This is a genomic window from Bacillus sp. LH1 (assembly GCF_057924895.1).
Genome location: NZ_CM175007.1, coordinates 3661002 through 3677613, shown reverse-complemented (window position 1 = coordinate 3677613; position 16612 = coordinate 3661002). Strand labels below are relative to the sequence as shown.

At 32.6% G+C, this 16612-nt stretch carries 11 protein-coding genes; 7 read left to right on the top strand and 4 right to left on the bottom strand.

What is annotated here, in order from left to right; translation table 11 throughout:
- The first annotated feature begins 5 nt into the window (after window positions 1-5).
- Entirely contained in the window at window positions 6-1949 is a 1944-nt protein-coding gene (mutL, locus tag ACX9TM_RS18955; RefSeq protein WP_000516465.1) for a DNA mismatch repair endonuclease MutL, read from the top strand.
- A gap of 263 nt (window positions 1950-2212) precedes the next feature.
- Here the strand turns inward: mutL and ACX9TM_RS18950 are convergent, their stop codons facing one another.
- Window positions 2213-2398: a hypothetical protein gene (locus ACX9TM_RS18950; protein ID WP_000461138.1), complete on the bottom strand. Its 186-nt coding sequence runs from the start codon at window positions 2396-2398 to the stop codon at window positions 2213-2215.
- 505 nt (window positions 2399-2903) lie between these two features.
- Here ACX9TM_RS18950 and ACX9TM_RS18945 point away from each other — a divergent pair.
- Window positions 2904-5687, top strand: coding sequence for a dynamin family protein (locus ACX9TM_RS18945; protein ID WP_065382109.1), 2784 nt, complete (start codon window positions 2904-2906; stop codon window positions 5685-5687).
- Between the two features lie 48 nt (window positions 5688-5735).
- Here the strand turns inward: ACX9TM_RS18945 and ACX9TM_RS18940 are convergent, their stop codons facing one another.
- The 3 genes from ACX9TM_RS18940 to ACX9TM_RS18930 all read right to left on the bottom strand — a co-directional run bounded on the left by ACX9TM_RS18940 (window position 5736) and on the right by ACX9TM_RS18930 (window position 10558).
- Window positions 5736-7655: an LTA synthase family protein gene (locus ACX9TM_RS18940; RefSeq protein ID WP_000791026.1), complete on the bottom strand. Its 1920-nt coding sequence runs from the start codon at window positions 7653-7655 to the stop codon at window positions 5736-5738.
- A 502-nt stretch (window positions 7656-8157) separates the two neighbouring features.
- Entirely contained in the window at window positions 8158-9495 is a 1338-nt protein-coding gene (locus tag ACX9TM_RS18935; protein ID WP_000272407.1) for an NAD(P)/FAD-dependent oxidoreductase, read from the bottom strand.
- A 265-nt stretch (window positions 9496-9760) separates the two neighbouring features.
- Window positions 9761-10558 (bottom strand): cell wall hydrolase, encoded by a 798-nt coding sequence (locus ACX9TM_RS18930; protein ID WP_000771005.1) that lies wholly within the window; start codon window positions 10556-10558, stop codon window positions 9761-9763.
- Between the two features lie 292 nt (window positions 10559-10850).
- Between ACX9TM_RS18930 and ACX9TM_RS18925 the strand changes: the two genes are divergently transcribed.
- The 5 genes from ACX9TM_RS18925 (at window position 10851) to ACX9TM_RS18905 (ending at window position 16612) form a co-directional block, all read left to right on the top strand.
- Window positions 10851-12692 carry a S8 family peptidase gene (locus ACX9TM_RS18925; protein WP_000689195.1) on the top strand — a complete coding sequence of 614 codons (1842 nt, stop codon included), beginning with the start codon at window positions 10851-10853 and terminating at the stop codon, window positions 12690-12692.
- A gap of 179 nt (window positions 12693-12871) precedes the next feature.
- Window positions 12872-13861, top strand: a complete 990-nt coding sequence (gene plcA / locus ACX9TM_RS18920; RefSeq protein WP_000066288.1) for a phosphatidylinositol diacylglycerol-lyase — start codon at window positions 12872-12874, stop codon at window positions 13859-13861.
- Window positions 13862-14053: 192 nt separating this feature from the next.
- Window positions 14054-15463 (top strand): glycoside hydrolase family 1 protein, encoded by a 1410-nt coding sequence (locus ACX9TM_RS18915; RefSeq protein WP_000671629.1) that lies wholly within the window; start codon window positions 14054-14056, stop codon window positions 15461-15463.
- Window positions 15464-15493: 30 nt separating this feature from the next.
- The gene (locus ACX9TM_RS18910) at window positions 15494-16201 is read left to right on the top strand and encodes a GntR family transcriptional regulator (RefSeq protein ID WP_001274912.1); all 708 of its coding nucleotides are present in this window, start codon (window positions 15494-15496) and stop codon (window positions 16199-16201) included.
- Between the two features lie 219 nt (window positions 16202-16420).
- On the top strand, window positions 16421-16612 hold the full coding sequence (locus ACX9TM_RS18905; RefSeq protein ID WP_000006458.1) for a hypothetical protein: 192 nt from the start codon (window positions 16421-16423) through the stop codon (window positions 16610-16612).

Genomic DNA, 16612 nt, shown 5'->3' with positions numbered 1-16612 from the left:
AGTAGATGGGGAAAATTCGCAAACTCGATGACCAACTCTCTAACTTAATTGCGGCAGGGGAAGTAGTAGAGCGCCCTGCTTCAGTCGTAAAAGAACTTGTGGAAAATTCTATCGATGCGAATAGTACATCTATTGAAATCCACTTAGAAGAAGCTGGGTTATCGAAAATTCGTATCATTGATAACGGTGATGGTATTGCAGAAGAAGACTGTATCGTCGCTTTTGAACGCCATGCGACGAGTAAAATTAAAGATGAAAACGATCTGTTTCGCATAAGAACACTCGGTTTCCGCGGTGAGGCATTGCCGAGTATTGCCTCTGTTAGTGAATTAGAATTAATTACTAGCACAGGTGATGCGCCTGGTACACACCTCATAATTAAAGGTGGAGACATTATAAAACAAGAGAAAACTGCGAGCCGAAAAGGAACAGATATTACAGTACAAAACTTATTCTTTAATACACCAGCGCGTCTTAAATATATGAAGACCATTCATACGGAGCTCGGGAATATTACAGATATCGTGTATCGTATTGCAATGTCACATCCAGAAGTATCGTTAAAACTGTTTCATAATGAAAAGAAATTGCTTCATACATCAGGTAACGGTGATGTAAGACAAGTACTTGCATCGATTTACAGTATTCAAGTTGCGAAGAAGCTTGTTCCAATTGAAGCTGAATCTTTAGACTTTACAATTAAAGGCTATGTAACATTACCAGAAGTAACGAGAGCATCTCGTAATTATATGTCAACGATCGTAAATGGTCGTTACGTTCGAAACTTTGTACTAATGAAAGCAATTCAGCAAGGCTACCATACATTACTGCCAGTTGGCCGGTATCCAATTGGCTTCTTATCGATTGAAATGGATCCAATGCTAGTTGACGTTAACGTACATCCAGCGAAGTTAGAGGTTCGTTTTAGTAAAGAACAAGAATTGCTAAAGCTGATCGAAGAAACATTGCAAGCTGCATTTAAAAAAATACAGCTCATTCCAGATGCAGGCGTAACAACGAAGAAAAAAGAAAAAGACGAAAGTGTGCAAGAACAGTTCCAGTTTGAGCATGCGAAGCCGAAAGAACCATCTATGCCGGACATTGTTTTACCAACTGGCATGGATGCAAAACAAGAAGAACCGCAGGCTGTGAAACAGCCACCACAACTGTGGCAACCGCCGAAACAAGAATGGCAACCACCACAGTCGCTCATAAGAGAAGAACAAAGTTGGCAACCATCCACTAAACCGATAATCGAAGAACCAATTCAAGAAGAGAAATCGTGGGATAGTAATGAAGAGGATTTTGAACTAGAGGAATTAGAAGAAGAAGTTCGGGAAATAAAAGAGATTGAAATGAACGGGAATGACTTACCACCGCTTTATCCAATTGGACAAATGCATGGAACATATATTTTCGCTCAAAATGATAAAGGCTTATATATGATTGACCAGCATGCCGCGCAGGAACGTATTAATTATGAATACTTCCGTGATAAAGTAGGAAGGGTAGCGCAAGAAGTACAAGAGTTACTTGTACCGTACCGTATTGATCTATCTCTTACTGAATTTTTACGTGTCGAAGAACAGTTAGAAGAACTAAAAAAAGTTGGGCTATTTTTAGAACAATTCGGCCATCAATCCTTTATCGTCCGCTCGCATCCAACATGGTTCCCGAAAGGACAAGAAACAGAAATTATCGATGAAATGATGGAGCAAGTTGTCAAACTAAAAAAAGTGGATATTAAAAAGTTACGTGAAGAAGCAGCCATCATGATGAGCTGTAAAGCATCCATTAAAGCGAATCAATATTTAACGAACGATCAAATATTTGCCTTACTGGAAGAATTACGTACAACAACAAACCCATACACATGCCCACACGGAAGACCGATTCTTGTGCATCATTCTACTTATGAGTTGGAGAAGATGTTTAAGAGGGTTATGTAGAGTGAATAAATTATATTTCAAAAGGGAGCAACATTTACTGTTGCTCCCTTTTCATATGTAGATTTAATAGTTAAACGAGAATATGGTGGAGTAATTTTACCGTTTATTTCTTGGTTGTGTTAGCTTAAATTTATCTATGTATAAAAAAGCGCTGTATACAGCACTTTTTAAAATGTGCATGAATTGTATCATTACTAACTAAATAACTATGCATGGTTGAATGTTGCTTCTTATTTAGCTAATTGTTATAAAGATCTATACAATTACTTATTTTTATTATTATTAATTTTTTCAGTGTATAGAACTTGCTCTTTATAGTGCTTCTTAATTGGGAAGTTATGTGTACCTGTGCCGTTCTTGAATTTTTTATCAATGGGGTTCTTTAGAGGAACTGTTGTAGTTTCAGTAAATTCATATGGGTAATTTATTTTAGATTTATCTTCAAACATGAAAATGCCTCCTTTTAGGATCTCCTAAATTCTTTACTATAACATGATATGCATATAGATATTTTTTGGACTAGTTATTTATATAGGTTAATGGAATTTAATTACATAACTACTGAAACATTTTAAAGGAAAACAATTTGAGAAAGAAATGGTATGAATAGCTGTTGGCTCCTATTGTTGTTTTTTTTGTTTGACAGCACAGTTAATTATGTATATAAATTCAATATAGATTGTTTTTATAATATGGTTTATATGGGATTTTCTTGATAATATAATGTGGAATATTATAGTGTTATTAGGTTATTAGGAACATTTAATGCTGTTTCATAACTGAAAGGTAATTGAAAAAAAACTGAAACTTTTCTCATAAAAATTCAATCTAACTTGAAAAATGAAAGGAAAATGAAATTTTCCAAAAGATATTCTTTGTTAAGATAAAAAGCATACATACAAAAAGTATTGACATATCTTAAAAATGTATTTTCAAGATATAGTGGGGGAAAAGATGAGATTAGAAAAACAATTAATAAAAAAGATGTATTATGAAACATTCCTAATGGAGAATGAAACAAAACCAACTCTTGACGTACTTGGACAAGCTTATGTAAACGAAGAAAAAAATGAGATTTCTGATGGGTCTTATATTCGTTTTGCACAAGGTGAATTTTATTATCGTCATCAAGATTTTGAAGCAGCTATTTTTAAATGGGAGAAGGTTAGTAATGAATTAGCACCATGGGCACAAAAAAATATTGCGGATGCTTATTTCGAACTGAATCAGTTATCATTTGCTGAAAATATTTATACTTCTATTACTACTGATAATAAAATATTGATGACCGAAATTAGACTACAATTACTTTCTCTTTACATTGAGCAAAATAATTTTGACTCAGCTTTCGGTGTTATTAAAGAAGCAGTTTCTTTAAATCCTGATTATCCGAATGTCACAAAAATTGCCCGTTCCTTTTATGAGGAACAGCAAGATTTTGATAGTGCAGTAGAGCTTGCTGTGAATGAGTTAATTCGCATAGAATCGTATCCTTGGTTTGAGGTGTTAAAAGGATATATCGATAAAGGGTTTACTAAACATATTTCACCAGACTATTTTTATGATGCATTAGATACATTAAATAATGTAGATCAAGTACAATTTACGCAAATGGTTTCATCACTCTGGAACAGTTATAAAAATGAAAAAAATTACTTATTGTGGCTTAACACAATAAATGAATTTTTCTTACATATTGAAATACATTCGTCCGATATATGGAACAAAGTTTCTGCTCTTTACGAAGAAACGTACTTTGCATTAATTCAAGGTCAATATACGCTTAGACAATTAAACGATATCATACCAAATCTGTTAGCAAATTGGTTAAAGGTAGTCAATCCATCTTATGCTGTATTTCCATCTGCAGCTGTATTGGCATGGGATGAGATTTTCCCTTCCAAAATAGATTCAGCAAATATAGAACATGCGGAAAACTTACTGTCACATTCTATTAATCATGTAAATGGCTTAGAGTACAGCTTACACCTTTTTGAATCTATTACACAGTGGGCACAAAAGCAGAATATAGAAATAGGTCACCGATTTAAATGGTTAGTTGACGAGCTCGCAGATTTAAGAACAAATCGTATTTTAGTAACGGGAACTTCAGGGAACGGAAAAACTACATTTATTAACTCTATATTAGGAGAAAATATATTAGAAAAATCAATTTCAAATGTAGTAGTTTTAAAAAATGATGCTCATATAGAAATAAACGCTATAACAGACTCAGCAATTACAACAACGGAAGATGTCTCTGATTACCATAATATGATGTCTCAGCACCATCAAACATATAGAGATAGAGCGTGTGTTGAATTTAAATTACCATGCAGATTTTTAAATGAAAATAAACTTACATTTGTAGTGACACCTGGCTTTAATAGGAATAACGACACTAGAGATGAGATATTCGAATATTTAAATTCTGTAGACAAATTACTGTTCGTATTGAATGCGGATTCACCTTTTACTGATAAAGAACGTGACATTCTATTAAGTATTCAAGAACATACGCCAAATTTACAAATTCATTTCTTATTAAATAAAATCGATAACATTTACAGTGAAGCAGAAGTGAAAAGGGTATTACATGATACGGCAACGAGAATAAACACATATTTCCCGTATGCGAGAATTTTCCCTTATTCCTCGTTATATACAAGTAGTCAACAATTAAATGATTTAACTGAGTTTATTCATTTTAACTTTAATCATAAAAATATCGATGCAGAACGTACTGAAAAGTTATTATTTTTCATTCGAAAAACAATTACATATCTTTTGGATAAACGTGTTGAGAAAGAAAATAATCTGGTGGATGCTATTAATTGGAATGAAGATATGCTAGTGAAACTAAACGGTAGCATTAATAACCTTACTACATTTGAGAGGGAAAAAATTCATTTCATTACACAATCATATCGTTCAATGAAGACTGAAATTACAAATGATCTTACTGAAAATATTCCGAAGATATTAAAGAGCTGTTCTAATTTAATTAGTGAAGAAAGTGATTTCGGGCACATGGATACGGAACTAAATAAAGCAATGAATGAAAGAGTGCATAAATATTTAGAACAAACTGTGTTACCTAATCTGGCTCTTTCTATGCAAAATTGGATTGCAACTTCTAATAATGAGCTTCTTCAAAGTCAAACGTATTTAGAAGAACTTAGTGAAGGGCTTAATTCACTATTTGGAGAAAATAGAATACAGTTAGAATGTGACTTTAAAGTGCTTGATGACTGGCGCAGAGATACTGACAGGATGACGACTAGAATACAAATGGATGAAGTAAATATTTTACGTCGATTTACGCCAGCACAATTTTTACTGAAAAGTGCCGGTAAATTGTTTGGAGTTCTTCCTAAAAATAAATCTATGCTATATAACAAATACAAACAGTATGTAGAAAATGAAGATTATACTGAAGTAACGGCTTCTATTATGAAGAAATTTTTCTTGCAATTTGAGCTATTTGAAAACACACAAGAGCGAGATATTCATATATTCTTTAGGAATCCATTTAACTGTTTGAAACAAACTGTAGAAAATATGCAATTAGAAATACAAGAAAAACAAGAGCTGTTACATAAGATGAAATCAAATCCTGAAATCTATCATGATTCTATCATGCTCTTTGAATTGAGATTGCGTCAATGTGAAGTAATTTTACATATAGGTAATGATAATACCTATACGGATGTAGCTTTAGAAACAAGCGTAGAATAAAAGTAAAAGGGAGCAACTGTAATAAGTTGCTCCTTTTTCATATATAGATTATTTTTCTGTTTCTTTAATTTTAGTTTGTACTTCGCCAGTTTTAATTTTATTGCTTTCTGAGAAGCGTAATAAATCGCCTTCAATAATTTTGTCAGACATTCGTAATTCATTTTGGGCACGTTTAATGAGGGCTTGAGCTTCTTTTTTTGGTAAATCTACAATTTCACCTGTTATACGGTCGTAGAAAGTGTTGTTTTTGTATGCATACTTATCTGTAACGAAGCTACCATCACGTAAAACAACAAAGCCAGTATATTCATCTGAAAACATATCATGGCCAAAACGAATATCATTCGTAGAATCAACACCTAATAAATTTAGAATAGTAGGTTTCATATCGATTTGTCCTGTAGGCTTTGAAATCGTTTCACCTTCTGTTTGGCCAGGCATATGAATATATAAAGGTGTACGTTGTAAATTCAGAGTATCAAATTCTGTTATTTGATCTTTTTCTAAAAACTGTGCCATTGCACGATTATGTTTTTCAGAAATGCCATAATGATCACCATATAAAACAATAATAGAATCATCATACATTCCCTCAGCTTTTAAACGCTCAATAAATTTTTTAATGGATTCGTCTAAGTAACGTGCTGTTACGATGTAACGATCAAATACGCCATTACCAGAGTTGTATGGTTCAATGAATTTTGTATCTTCATCATACGTAAATGGATAATGGTTTGTTAAAGTAAGGAAACGAGCGTAAAATGGTTGATCAACAGTTTTTAATATATCTACTGATTGATCAAAGTATTCGATATCTTTTAAGCCCCAATTTAAATTTGTTTCAGGCGTAATTTTGTAATCAAGTTCATTATAGTAACGATCATAACCGAGAGCAGAGTACATAATGTTACGATTCCAAAATGTTGCATTATTCGCATGGAATACAGAAGTGAAATAACCTTGCTGACGTAAAATTTCTGGAGTTGCAGTATAATCATTGTTACCGTGTGTAAAGAATACAGCTCCTCGATTTAATGGATACAACGACGTATCGATTAGAAATTCAGAATCAGATGTTTTCCCTTGACCAGTTTGATGGAAAAAGTTATCAAAGTAATAACTTTCATTTATGAATTCATTTAGGAATGGTGTAACTTCTTGCCCGTTCACTGATGCGCCTATTAAGAAGGTCTGCAAGGATTCAAGAGTGACGACAATTACGTTTTTTCCTTTCGCTGCACCAAACATATTAGGGTTTGGCTCGCTTTGATTTGCTTTTACGTAGTTTTCAGTTTCTTGTAATTTACTACTATCAGCAAGTGCTTTTTGTGACCCAGCTTTTACTTGCAGTGTTAAGTCATATACTTGGTGAGTATATAAGCCTAAATTTTTGACAAGCATGACTCGGTCGAATGATCTTGTTAATAATTCAGGGCGCTCTTTTTCTGCAAGATGTAGATTCGCAAAGAATACACCAATCGTTAAAAGAAAGTATAACAAGCGCGTAGAATGAGTTACACGTTCTGTTTTAAAGACCAATGATTTCTTTTTTAATAAAATAAAGAAGAAAACAATGTCTACGAATGCGAGTATAATTTTGTAGTTTAATATTTCTATAATACTGCCGCCTAATTGGCCGAAGTTTGAGGTTTGTCCAAGTACTGGTAATGTAACGAAATCACTATAAAAATCATAGAACATTACATTTCCAACAAGCACGATTGTTAATAAGAAATTAATACAGAGCGCTATATAATTTCGCTTTTCACCAGTTGCAAATAATGCTAATCCAACAAATGCTAATGATGCGGCTAGAGGGCTAATAAACAAAATGAGCTCTTGCGTTGAAGACTCGATTTTTAAATCAAAACTGAATCGCGTAATAAGATATGTTTTTAACCATACCGCTAAAGCCATTATTATAACAAAACTTATATTTTGCATTTGTAAATTTATTTTGTTCTTCATTTTTACACCTTCTTTATATAATTTATTTAACTAAAGTTATATATTATATTTTTATAACTATTAGAGTGTAATGAACCATTTAGACTTTGTTTTCTAAAGGGAATAATTTAAAGTATTCATATATATACAATGGGGATTTTTAAAGCGTAGTAGCATAAATATAACTCTTTTTGAGAAATGGGCAGAACAAGTCATAGTTGTAGTGAAATTGACTTATAGACATCCTACCATATTAAACACTATGATGATGTTACAAAATATCGAACAAATAAAAGTGAAAATGGATAGAGACTTTTAAAACTGTTGACATTCAATTTATTAGAATTGAATGTCAATCGTTTTAAATATACAGTTATATTACATATGTATTTTGTAAAATCCCGATTTTTTGTCGGTTAATTATTAGCAGGGAAGGATAGGGGGTTTATTAATATAATTTTACTATATGTAAGTAAAGTGTTTTGAAATTGAAAATATTTGACTGACATTTTAATGATAGAAATTAAATGTCAGATAAGTACTTTCCAACATACAGACCACTTGCAGCTGCTTGAGATAATGAATGCGTAACGCCTGAACAATCTCCAATTAAAAATAGCCCATGTATACTAGTTTCAAAATGATTATTAATTTTTATCGTAGGAGCATAGAACTTTCCATCAATTCCATATAGTAAAGTATGTTGATCAATAGGTTCTTGTATAAATTGTTCTAAACGTAATAAAAATTCTTTGAGCCCTTCAATATATAATTGAGGAATTTCTTGATTCAAATCTCCATAATCCCCCTGTAGTGTAGGCTGTATACGGCTATGTTCCATGCTGTTTTCCGCCGTAGGTTGTTTCTTTAGTAAGTCCTCTAAGCGCTGTATAACAATCCGATCTCGTCCTTGGTTAATGCCTTTAATAATTGAACTTGCGTATACATTTGCTTCTTTGAGAGTTGGAAAATAGCTAGGAATAAATAAAGTGAAATTTAAATTAGAAGTGCCAGTTCCTTGCTCTCGAAAATTTTGACCGTCAGGCATAACTAAACCTTCTTCGTACTTTCGAATGATGCGTCCTTTTGGATTCATACAGTAAGTAGTTGCTGTGAAATGCTCACCTTGATAAGAAAGTTTTGTTTCAAAAGTATCTTTTAATATAGAACGTAATTGATGTTCTTTCATTTCTACTCTAATTCCTAAATCTACACGTGTTTGCTCCTGAGAAATATTTAGGGAACTGCACATTTCTTTTAACCAATCGGCCCCAGAGCGCCCAGTTGCAAATACTAGTTGCTTAGTTTGAACTGTTCCTTGATTTGTATCTATTGTAAAATGATCTTCCTGTTTCAGAATATGTTGTACATCTATATGAAATTGAATCTTTATTTTCGTCAGTAAAAATTCATAGAGCTGCTGAAAAATGTTACTGGAAAGTGTAGTACCAAGATGTCTTACTTCTGTTGTTAGCATTTGTAAACCACACGCTTCAGCTCTCTTAGTGAGACTTGAATTTTCAGTAGAATATTTTGAAACCGAACTTCCACCAAACTGACATAGAATTTCATCTACTTCAGCCATGAGTTGTAAAAAAACCTCTTTACCGACTTTTTTCTCAAGTTCTCCGCCAAATCCGTTTGTATAATTAAATTTCCCTTCAGATTTGCCTAAACCACCAAACCCGAAATATTTATCACATGTAGTACAATTACACACTTTTCCTTCGTCTAAAGGACAATGGCGATCTTCTAGCGCTTTACCTTTATCAAGAATTAAAACTTTTTTGTTACTTTTAGCTAGTGAATAAGCCATAAAAATGCTACTTACTCCAGCGCCGATAATCGTAACATCATACATATTCTTCCACCTGCTAACGAATAGTTTGTTTTTTATTTTTCTAGTGTATAACAATTTTATGAAGTTAAGAAATAGCTTTTATTAATAAAGTGGGAGTTTTTGAACTTGATGCTTTATTAATTTCTACGAGTGGTGGAGTAAATACAAAAATTTTTATTTGAAAGAAGAAACAGTTTAAAAAATAACTATGTCATATGATTAATAACATCTTACATAGAAAAAAACAGACCTTTTAAGTGAAGAGGTCTGTTAATGATTTTAAATCTTATTTAGCAAACACATGATTACCAATTACTGCTACTGTTTGACGTGTCGTAATCCACTTGTCCGTTGATGTTTTTGGATTGTAGAAATAAATCCAGTCTGAATCTACTCCATTTGTGGAGATAGCCTCTTCTACAGCCATTTTTGCTTCTGCACTTGCAGGTTGATTAATTCTTCCATCTGTAACAGGAGTAAATGCATATCCGTATTTAATAGGTTCATAAATAACGCCTGTTATTGTATTTGGAAAACCTTTTGCATTTACACGATTTAGTATAACTTTGGCTACTGCTACTTTTCCTTTATAGGATTCGCCACCTGCTTCAGCGGTAACTAAGCGTGCCATTAAGTCTTTTTCTTTTTGTGAAATACTTGAGTTGATTTTTAAATGTTGTCCTGTATAAAGCTTGTTTCCGACTGTATTGTTCATTTGTTTTATAGATTGGACAGTGACATTGTAACGCTTTGCTATCGTTTCTAATGAATCTCCCGGTTGTACTTGATAAATAATTTGTTCAGAAATGTTCGCAGGCTTGGCATTTTGAGGAACAGTGATTTCATTTGATTTCACGGACCCTGGAATATGTAACTGTTCGCCAATAAAGGTTTTATCGTTTCCTTTATTATTAGCCTGTTTAATGGATTGTATTGAAACTCCGTATTGTTTACTAATGCCCCAAAGTGTATCGTTCTTTTTTACTGTATGAATGGTAGAAGCTTCAGCTGTACTTTGACTACATACGAATGTAATTGCGGCCGCAGATAAAGGAATTATATGTTTTATTTTTAGTAATTTCATTGTAAATCCTCCTAAGAAAAAATTAAGGTGAAACGATTAAGTAATGTAGTTTGAAATGTGTATATGCGTAATATATTAATGTAAGTATATTAGCACATATAAAATAAATAATCACTATAAGTTTCATATTCGTTTAGTGTAGAGTCAGAATATGAAATATTGCATATGAAAATACATTGAAGTTCATATTTCTGATTACTATAATCTATTTAGTAGAAAGGGAATACGTTATAGAATTAATCATTATAGATTAATATAATGATTAACAATTATTAATAGGAGGATTGATGTAATGAAAATATTTCAAAAAATGTGTGCGTCAACTGTAATCATTACAACACTTTTAGGAACAGGAGGCACTATCAATAGTGTATATGCTGATTCTATAGAACAGCAGAGTAAATTAGGGATAGAACAAGAAACAGATAAGCAAATCATTGTAAAATTTAAAGCGGATTTGGATTTGCCATATGAAGATGGTATTGAAAAACAAATACAATCTCAAACGAATGATAAAATAATAAAAGATCTTTTGACAGAATATCCAGATGTAACATTTACTCGTTTATTCACATCTGTAAGCCCGGAACAAATACAAAACCTTGAAGTGAAAGCACCTAATCATGTATCTACAAGTCTATTAAACTACTATATTCTTCAAAATCAAAATAGTGGGTATGAAGAAGAAATAGTAGATAAGTTAAAGGCATCTTCTTTAATAGAAGATGCGTATATGAAGAAACAAGAGAAAATAATGCCACCTGAAGTGCAATCATCAAGTGTAGCTCTTAATCCTAATAACAATCCTAGATTTAAAAAACAAGGTTATCTTGAAGCAGCCCCATACGGTATTAATGCGCCTTTCGCCTGGGGAATTCAAGGCGGTAATGGAAATGGTATTACTTTTGTTGATATGGAATACGGATGGCTATTAAATCATGAGGATTTATTACATCAAAATATTGAATTAATGTCTGGAAGAAATATAGATCAGCATGTCGGTCATGGGACGTCTGTACTAGGAATTGTATCCTCTGAGGACAATGAAGTCGGGAATATTGGGATTGCGCCAAAAGCGAAAGCAAAGGTTATCTCTCAAATAAGAGATAACGGACAGTATAATACGGCTGATGCAATATTAAGCGCTGTAAATCAGTTAGAAGCTGGGGATGTTTTATTATTAGAGGCGCAAGCATCCTTTGATGGATATGGTGATAAATATTTACCTGTTGAAGTACAACCAGATATTTTTGATGCAATTCGTGCTGGTACAGATAAAGGGATTGTAATTATAGAGGCTGGAGCAAATGGGTGGAATGATTTAGACCAGTTCAAAGATAGAAAAGGTAAGCAAGTCTTAAATCGTAATAGTAAAGATTTTAAAGATTCGGGTGCAATTATGGTAGGCGCTGGCTCTTCATCTTTCCCTCATGAACGTATGTGGTTTTCGAATTATGGAAGCCGTATTGATGTGTACGGATGGGGAGAAAATGTAGATACAACTACAGCTGAACAAAGTAGAAGTGCTGTAAATCTATATACTTCAAGCTTTAGCGGAACATCTAGTGCCTCGCCAATTATTGCTGGGGCAGCGACTTTAGTACAAAGCATTGCTAAAGAAAATTTAGGACAACCATATAGACCTAGTGAACTAAGAGCAATATTAAGCAACCAGAGCACAGGAACAAAATCTAAAGATCCATATGCAGATAAAATTGGTGTTTTACCAGATTTGAAGTCTATACTAGTAAACTTAGGCTATGAACAAAGAAAACCAAACGGTGGGAATGAATTACAAGTAACAGAAAATGAACCAAATAATGAGCCTAGACAGGCAAATAAAGTTAACTTTCATACACCGGTGAAAGGAATGCTACATAATAGTGATAGAGTAGATGTATTTACTTTCCAAATTGACTCGCCGGAAAATATTAATATTTCTCTACTAAATGAACAAAATATCGGAATGACATGGGTACTTCATCATGAATCAGATTTAAATAACTATGTAGCATATGGTGAAAATGAAGGCAATGTAGTTAAAGGAACTTATAATGCAAAGCCAGGTAAATATTATTTATACGTCTATAAATATGAGAATACAGATGGTTCATACGTATTGAACATAAAATAAGTAAAAGGAACTTCAGATGAAGTTCCTTTAAATTTTTCTAATTTAGTATATGTGAATGATTTTTTAACTTTACTTCTATGCAATATTTCATATTGATGAAATGTTATTTATTTTTTCTGAACTAGCTTATATTATATTCAATAAGTTTGATATAAAAACAGAAAAAGAGAGGGATAATAATGAGCAATAAGAAGTTAATTTTGAAATTATTCATATGTAGTACAATATTTATCACATTTGTATTTGCTTTACATGATAAGCAAGTAGTTGCAGCTAGCTCTGTTAATGAGCTTGAAAATTGGTCGAAATGGATGCAACCTATACCTGATAATATCCCGTTAGCACGAATTTCAATTCCAGGAACACACGATAGTGGGACGTTCAAGTTGCAAAATCCGATTAAGCAAGTATGGGGAATGACGCAAGAATATGATTTTCGCTATCAAATGGACCATGGAGCTCGCATTTTTGATATAAGAGGACGTTTAACAGATGATAATACGATAGTTCTTCATCATGGGCCATTATATCTTTATGTAACACTGCATGAATTCATAAACGAAGCGAAACAATTTTTAAGAGATAACCCGAGTGAAACGATTATTATGTCTTTAAAAAAAGAGTATGAGGATATGAAAGGGGCAGAAGATTCATTTAGTAGTACGTTTGAAAAAAATTATTTTGTTGATCCTATCTTTTTAAAAACAGAAGGAAATATAAAACTTGGAGATGCTCGTGGGAAAATTGTACTACTAAAAAGATATAGTGGTAGTAATGAATCTGGAGGATATAATAATTTTTATTGGCCAGATAATGAGACGTTTACCACAACTGTAAATCAAAATGTAAATGTAACAGTACAAGATAAATATAAAGTGAGTTATGATGAGAAAGTAAAATCTATTAAAGATACAATGAATGAAACGATGAACAATAGCGAGGATTTAAATCATCTATATATAAATTTTACAAGCTTGTCTTCTGGTGGTACAGCATGGAATAGTCCATATTACTATGCCTCTTATATAAATCCTGAAATTGCAAACCATATAAAACAAAAGAATCCTGCGAGAGTAGGCTGGGTAATTCAAGACTACATAAATGAAAAGTGGTCACCATTATTGTATCAAGAAGTTATAAGAGCGAATAAGTCATTAATAAAAGAATAAAGATGATGAGAGTGAGAAGCGATAAAATATATCGCTTCTTATTTCTTTTCCAATAACCAACAATATAAATTGTACTTTTATAATAGAAAAAAATAAAAACATAAGATATAATCATACATATAAAATTTGTACCTATAAATTTTATATGTATGATTGAATTTGATTTGTTGTAATGAAATGGAGGTATATACTATGAAGTTTCCACATGATTTTTTATTCGGAGCTGCTTCAGCTTCTTATCAAGTAGAAGGTGCATGGAATGAAGATGGAAAGGGTGTTACGAATTGGGACGAGTTTTCAAAAATTCCTGGCAAAACATACAATGGAACAAATGGTGATGTAGCTGTTGATCATTATCATCGATATAAGGAAGATGTTCGCTTAATGGCTGAGATGGGATTAGAATCGTATCGTTTTTCTATTTCTTGGGCGAGAATATTGCCGACTGGAGATGGAAAGGTAAATGAAAAAGGGATTGAATTTTATAACAACTTAATTGATGAATGTTTAAAATACGGGATTGTGCCGTTTGTCACTTTATATCATTGGGATTTACCATTACCGTTAGAAAAAGATGGTGGATGGACGAATAAAAGAACAGCAGAGGCTTTCGTAAAATATGCAGAAACTTGTTTTAAGGCATTTGGTGACAGAGTTAAGCATTGGATTACTTTTAATGAGACCGTAATGTTTTGTGGATTAGGTTATTTAAAAGGTGCACATCCACCAGGAATACAAAATGATGTTCCAAAGTATTTTCAAGCGACTCATTATGTATTTTATGCACACGCGAAAACAGTTGCGGTGTACAAGCAGCTGAAACAATATGGTGAGATTGGGATTACACATGTTTTCTTACCAGCTTATAGTGTGGATGATCAAAAAGAAAATATACAAGCAGCAAATCATGCGAATGAATATGAAACGTATTGGTATTATGATCCAATTTTAAAAGGCGAGTATCCGTCTTATGTTGTACAACAATTAAAGGAAAAAGGATGGACTCCTAATTGGACGGTTGAAGAATTAGAAATCATTAAACAAAATGCAGAAGAAAATGATTTTATTGGCTTGAATTATTATCAACCAATACGAGTAGAAAGATACGATATGGATATAAAGAGTGAGGAACATTCTCGAGAAAACTCAACGCTTGCTCCAGGTAACCCTTCTTTTGATGGTTTTTATCGAACAGTTAAAATGGATGATAAAACATATACAAAATGGGGATGGGAAATATCTCCCGAAGGTTTCTTAGAGGGATTGCATATGTTGAAAGCGCGTTACGGTGACATAAAGATGTATGTAACGGAAAATGGACTTGGTGATGAAGATCCAATCATTGACGGAGAAATTGTAGATGTTCCGAGAATTAAATTTATTGAAGCGCATTTAAAAGTAATGAAGCGTGCAATTGAAGAGGGAATTAACTTAAAAGGTTATTATGCATGGTCAGTGATTGATCTTTTAAGTTGGTTAAATGGATATAAAAAGCAATATGGCTTTATTTTTGTCGATCATAATGATAACTTAAAACGTAAGAAGAAACTTTCGTTTCATTGGTATAAACGTGTGGTCGAAACGAGAGGGGAAGAGTTATAACAGATAAAAGCGTATTTTAGGAGAAAGTGTATGAGTGCAAAGTATAAACAAATTGCAGATGTGTTAGAGCAAAACATTCGAGATGGGCTTTTTAATGAAACGAAAAAACTACCTACAGAAGAAGCGTTGATGAATCGATTTGAAGTAAGCCGTAATACGATACGTAAAGTAATTAGTCAGCTTGTGAATAGAGGTTATATTTTTCAAGTGCAAGGTAGTGGCATGTTTTTACGCGAAACTTCTGTAACAGATTACATTAATTTAGGAAGTTTACGTGGATTAACGAAAAATCTTGTTTCACAAAATATTGAAACGAAAGTGTTAGAGCTGGAAGTAATAGATGCGGACGAAGAGATAGCAAAGCGGATGCAATGCGAAGCTGGAACTAGGTTGTATTTTTTGAAGCGCTTAAGAATTGTAGATGCTAAACCATTCTCTATTGAAGTAAGTTATTTCAAAAAGGATATTATTCCATATTTGAACGAAGAAATAGCATTAAGCTCTGTATACAGTTATTTCATTGAAGATTTACGATTAAATATTGGTTTTGCTGATAAAGTTATTAGTTGTGAAAAAGTAAATAAAGAAAATGCACAGCTTTTAGAATTAAATGAAGGTGATCCGGCGCTTCTTATTGAAAATACAGTGTATCTTGTAAATGGAACAATTTTTGAGTTATCTCAGTCGATGTTTCATTATGAAAAGGCGAAACTTTTAAATCGAATTAATTTTAAATGAAAAATTATCGTGTGAAAAAAGCAACTGGTCCTAAGTGATCAGTTGCTTTTTATTTTTTAAGTGGATGAGCAAAAAAACATGAAAGTGGTTGGTCCGCTTTTTGTAAACATCTATTATGATAAGAGAAGAAAGGTAGTATGTTATCGACGTTTTAAAGAGGAAGGTTTTTATGTAAGTTCTTTAATTAAAATAGATGGGTCTTAGAGAGGTGAAAAGACAATGAGTTTTGCAATTTCACTAGTCGTTATTATTGTAATTGTATCGCTATTTGGGACTGTACTAGTTGCAAGAAACGTGGAGGAGAATTACGGTAAGTCTACAAAAAGAAATGTGAAAAACTTATCTGCAATCTATATTCTTCTTCTTTTTGTTCTACTGGCCGGGGTAACATGGTACGCGGTAATGATTTAA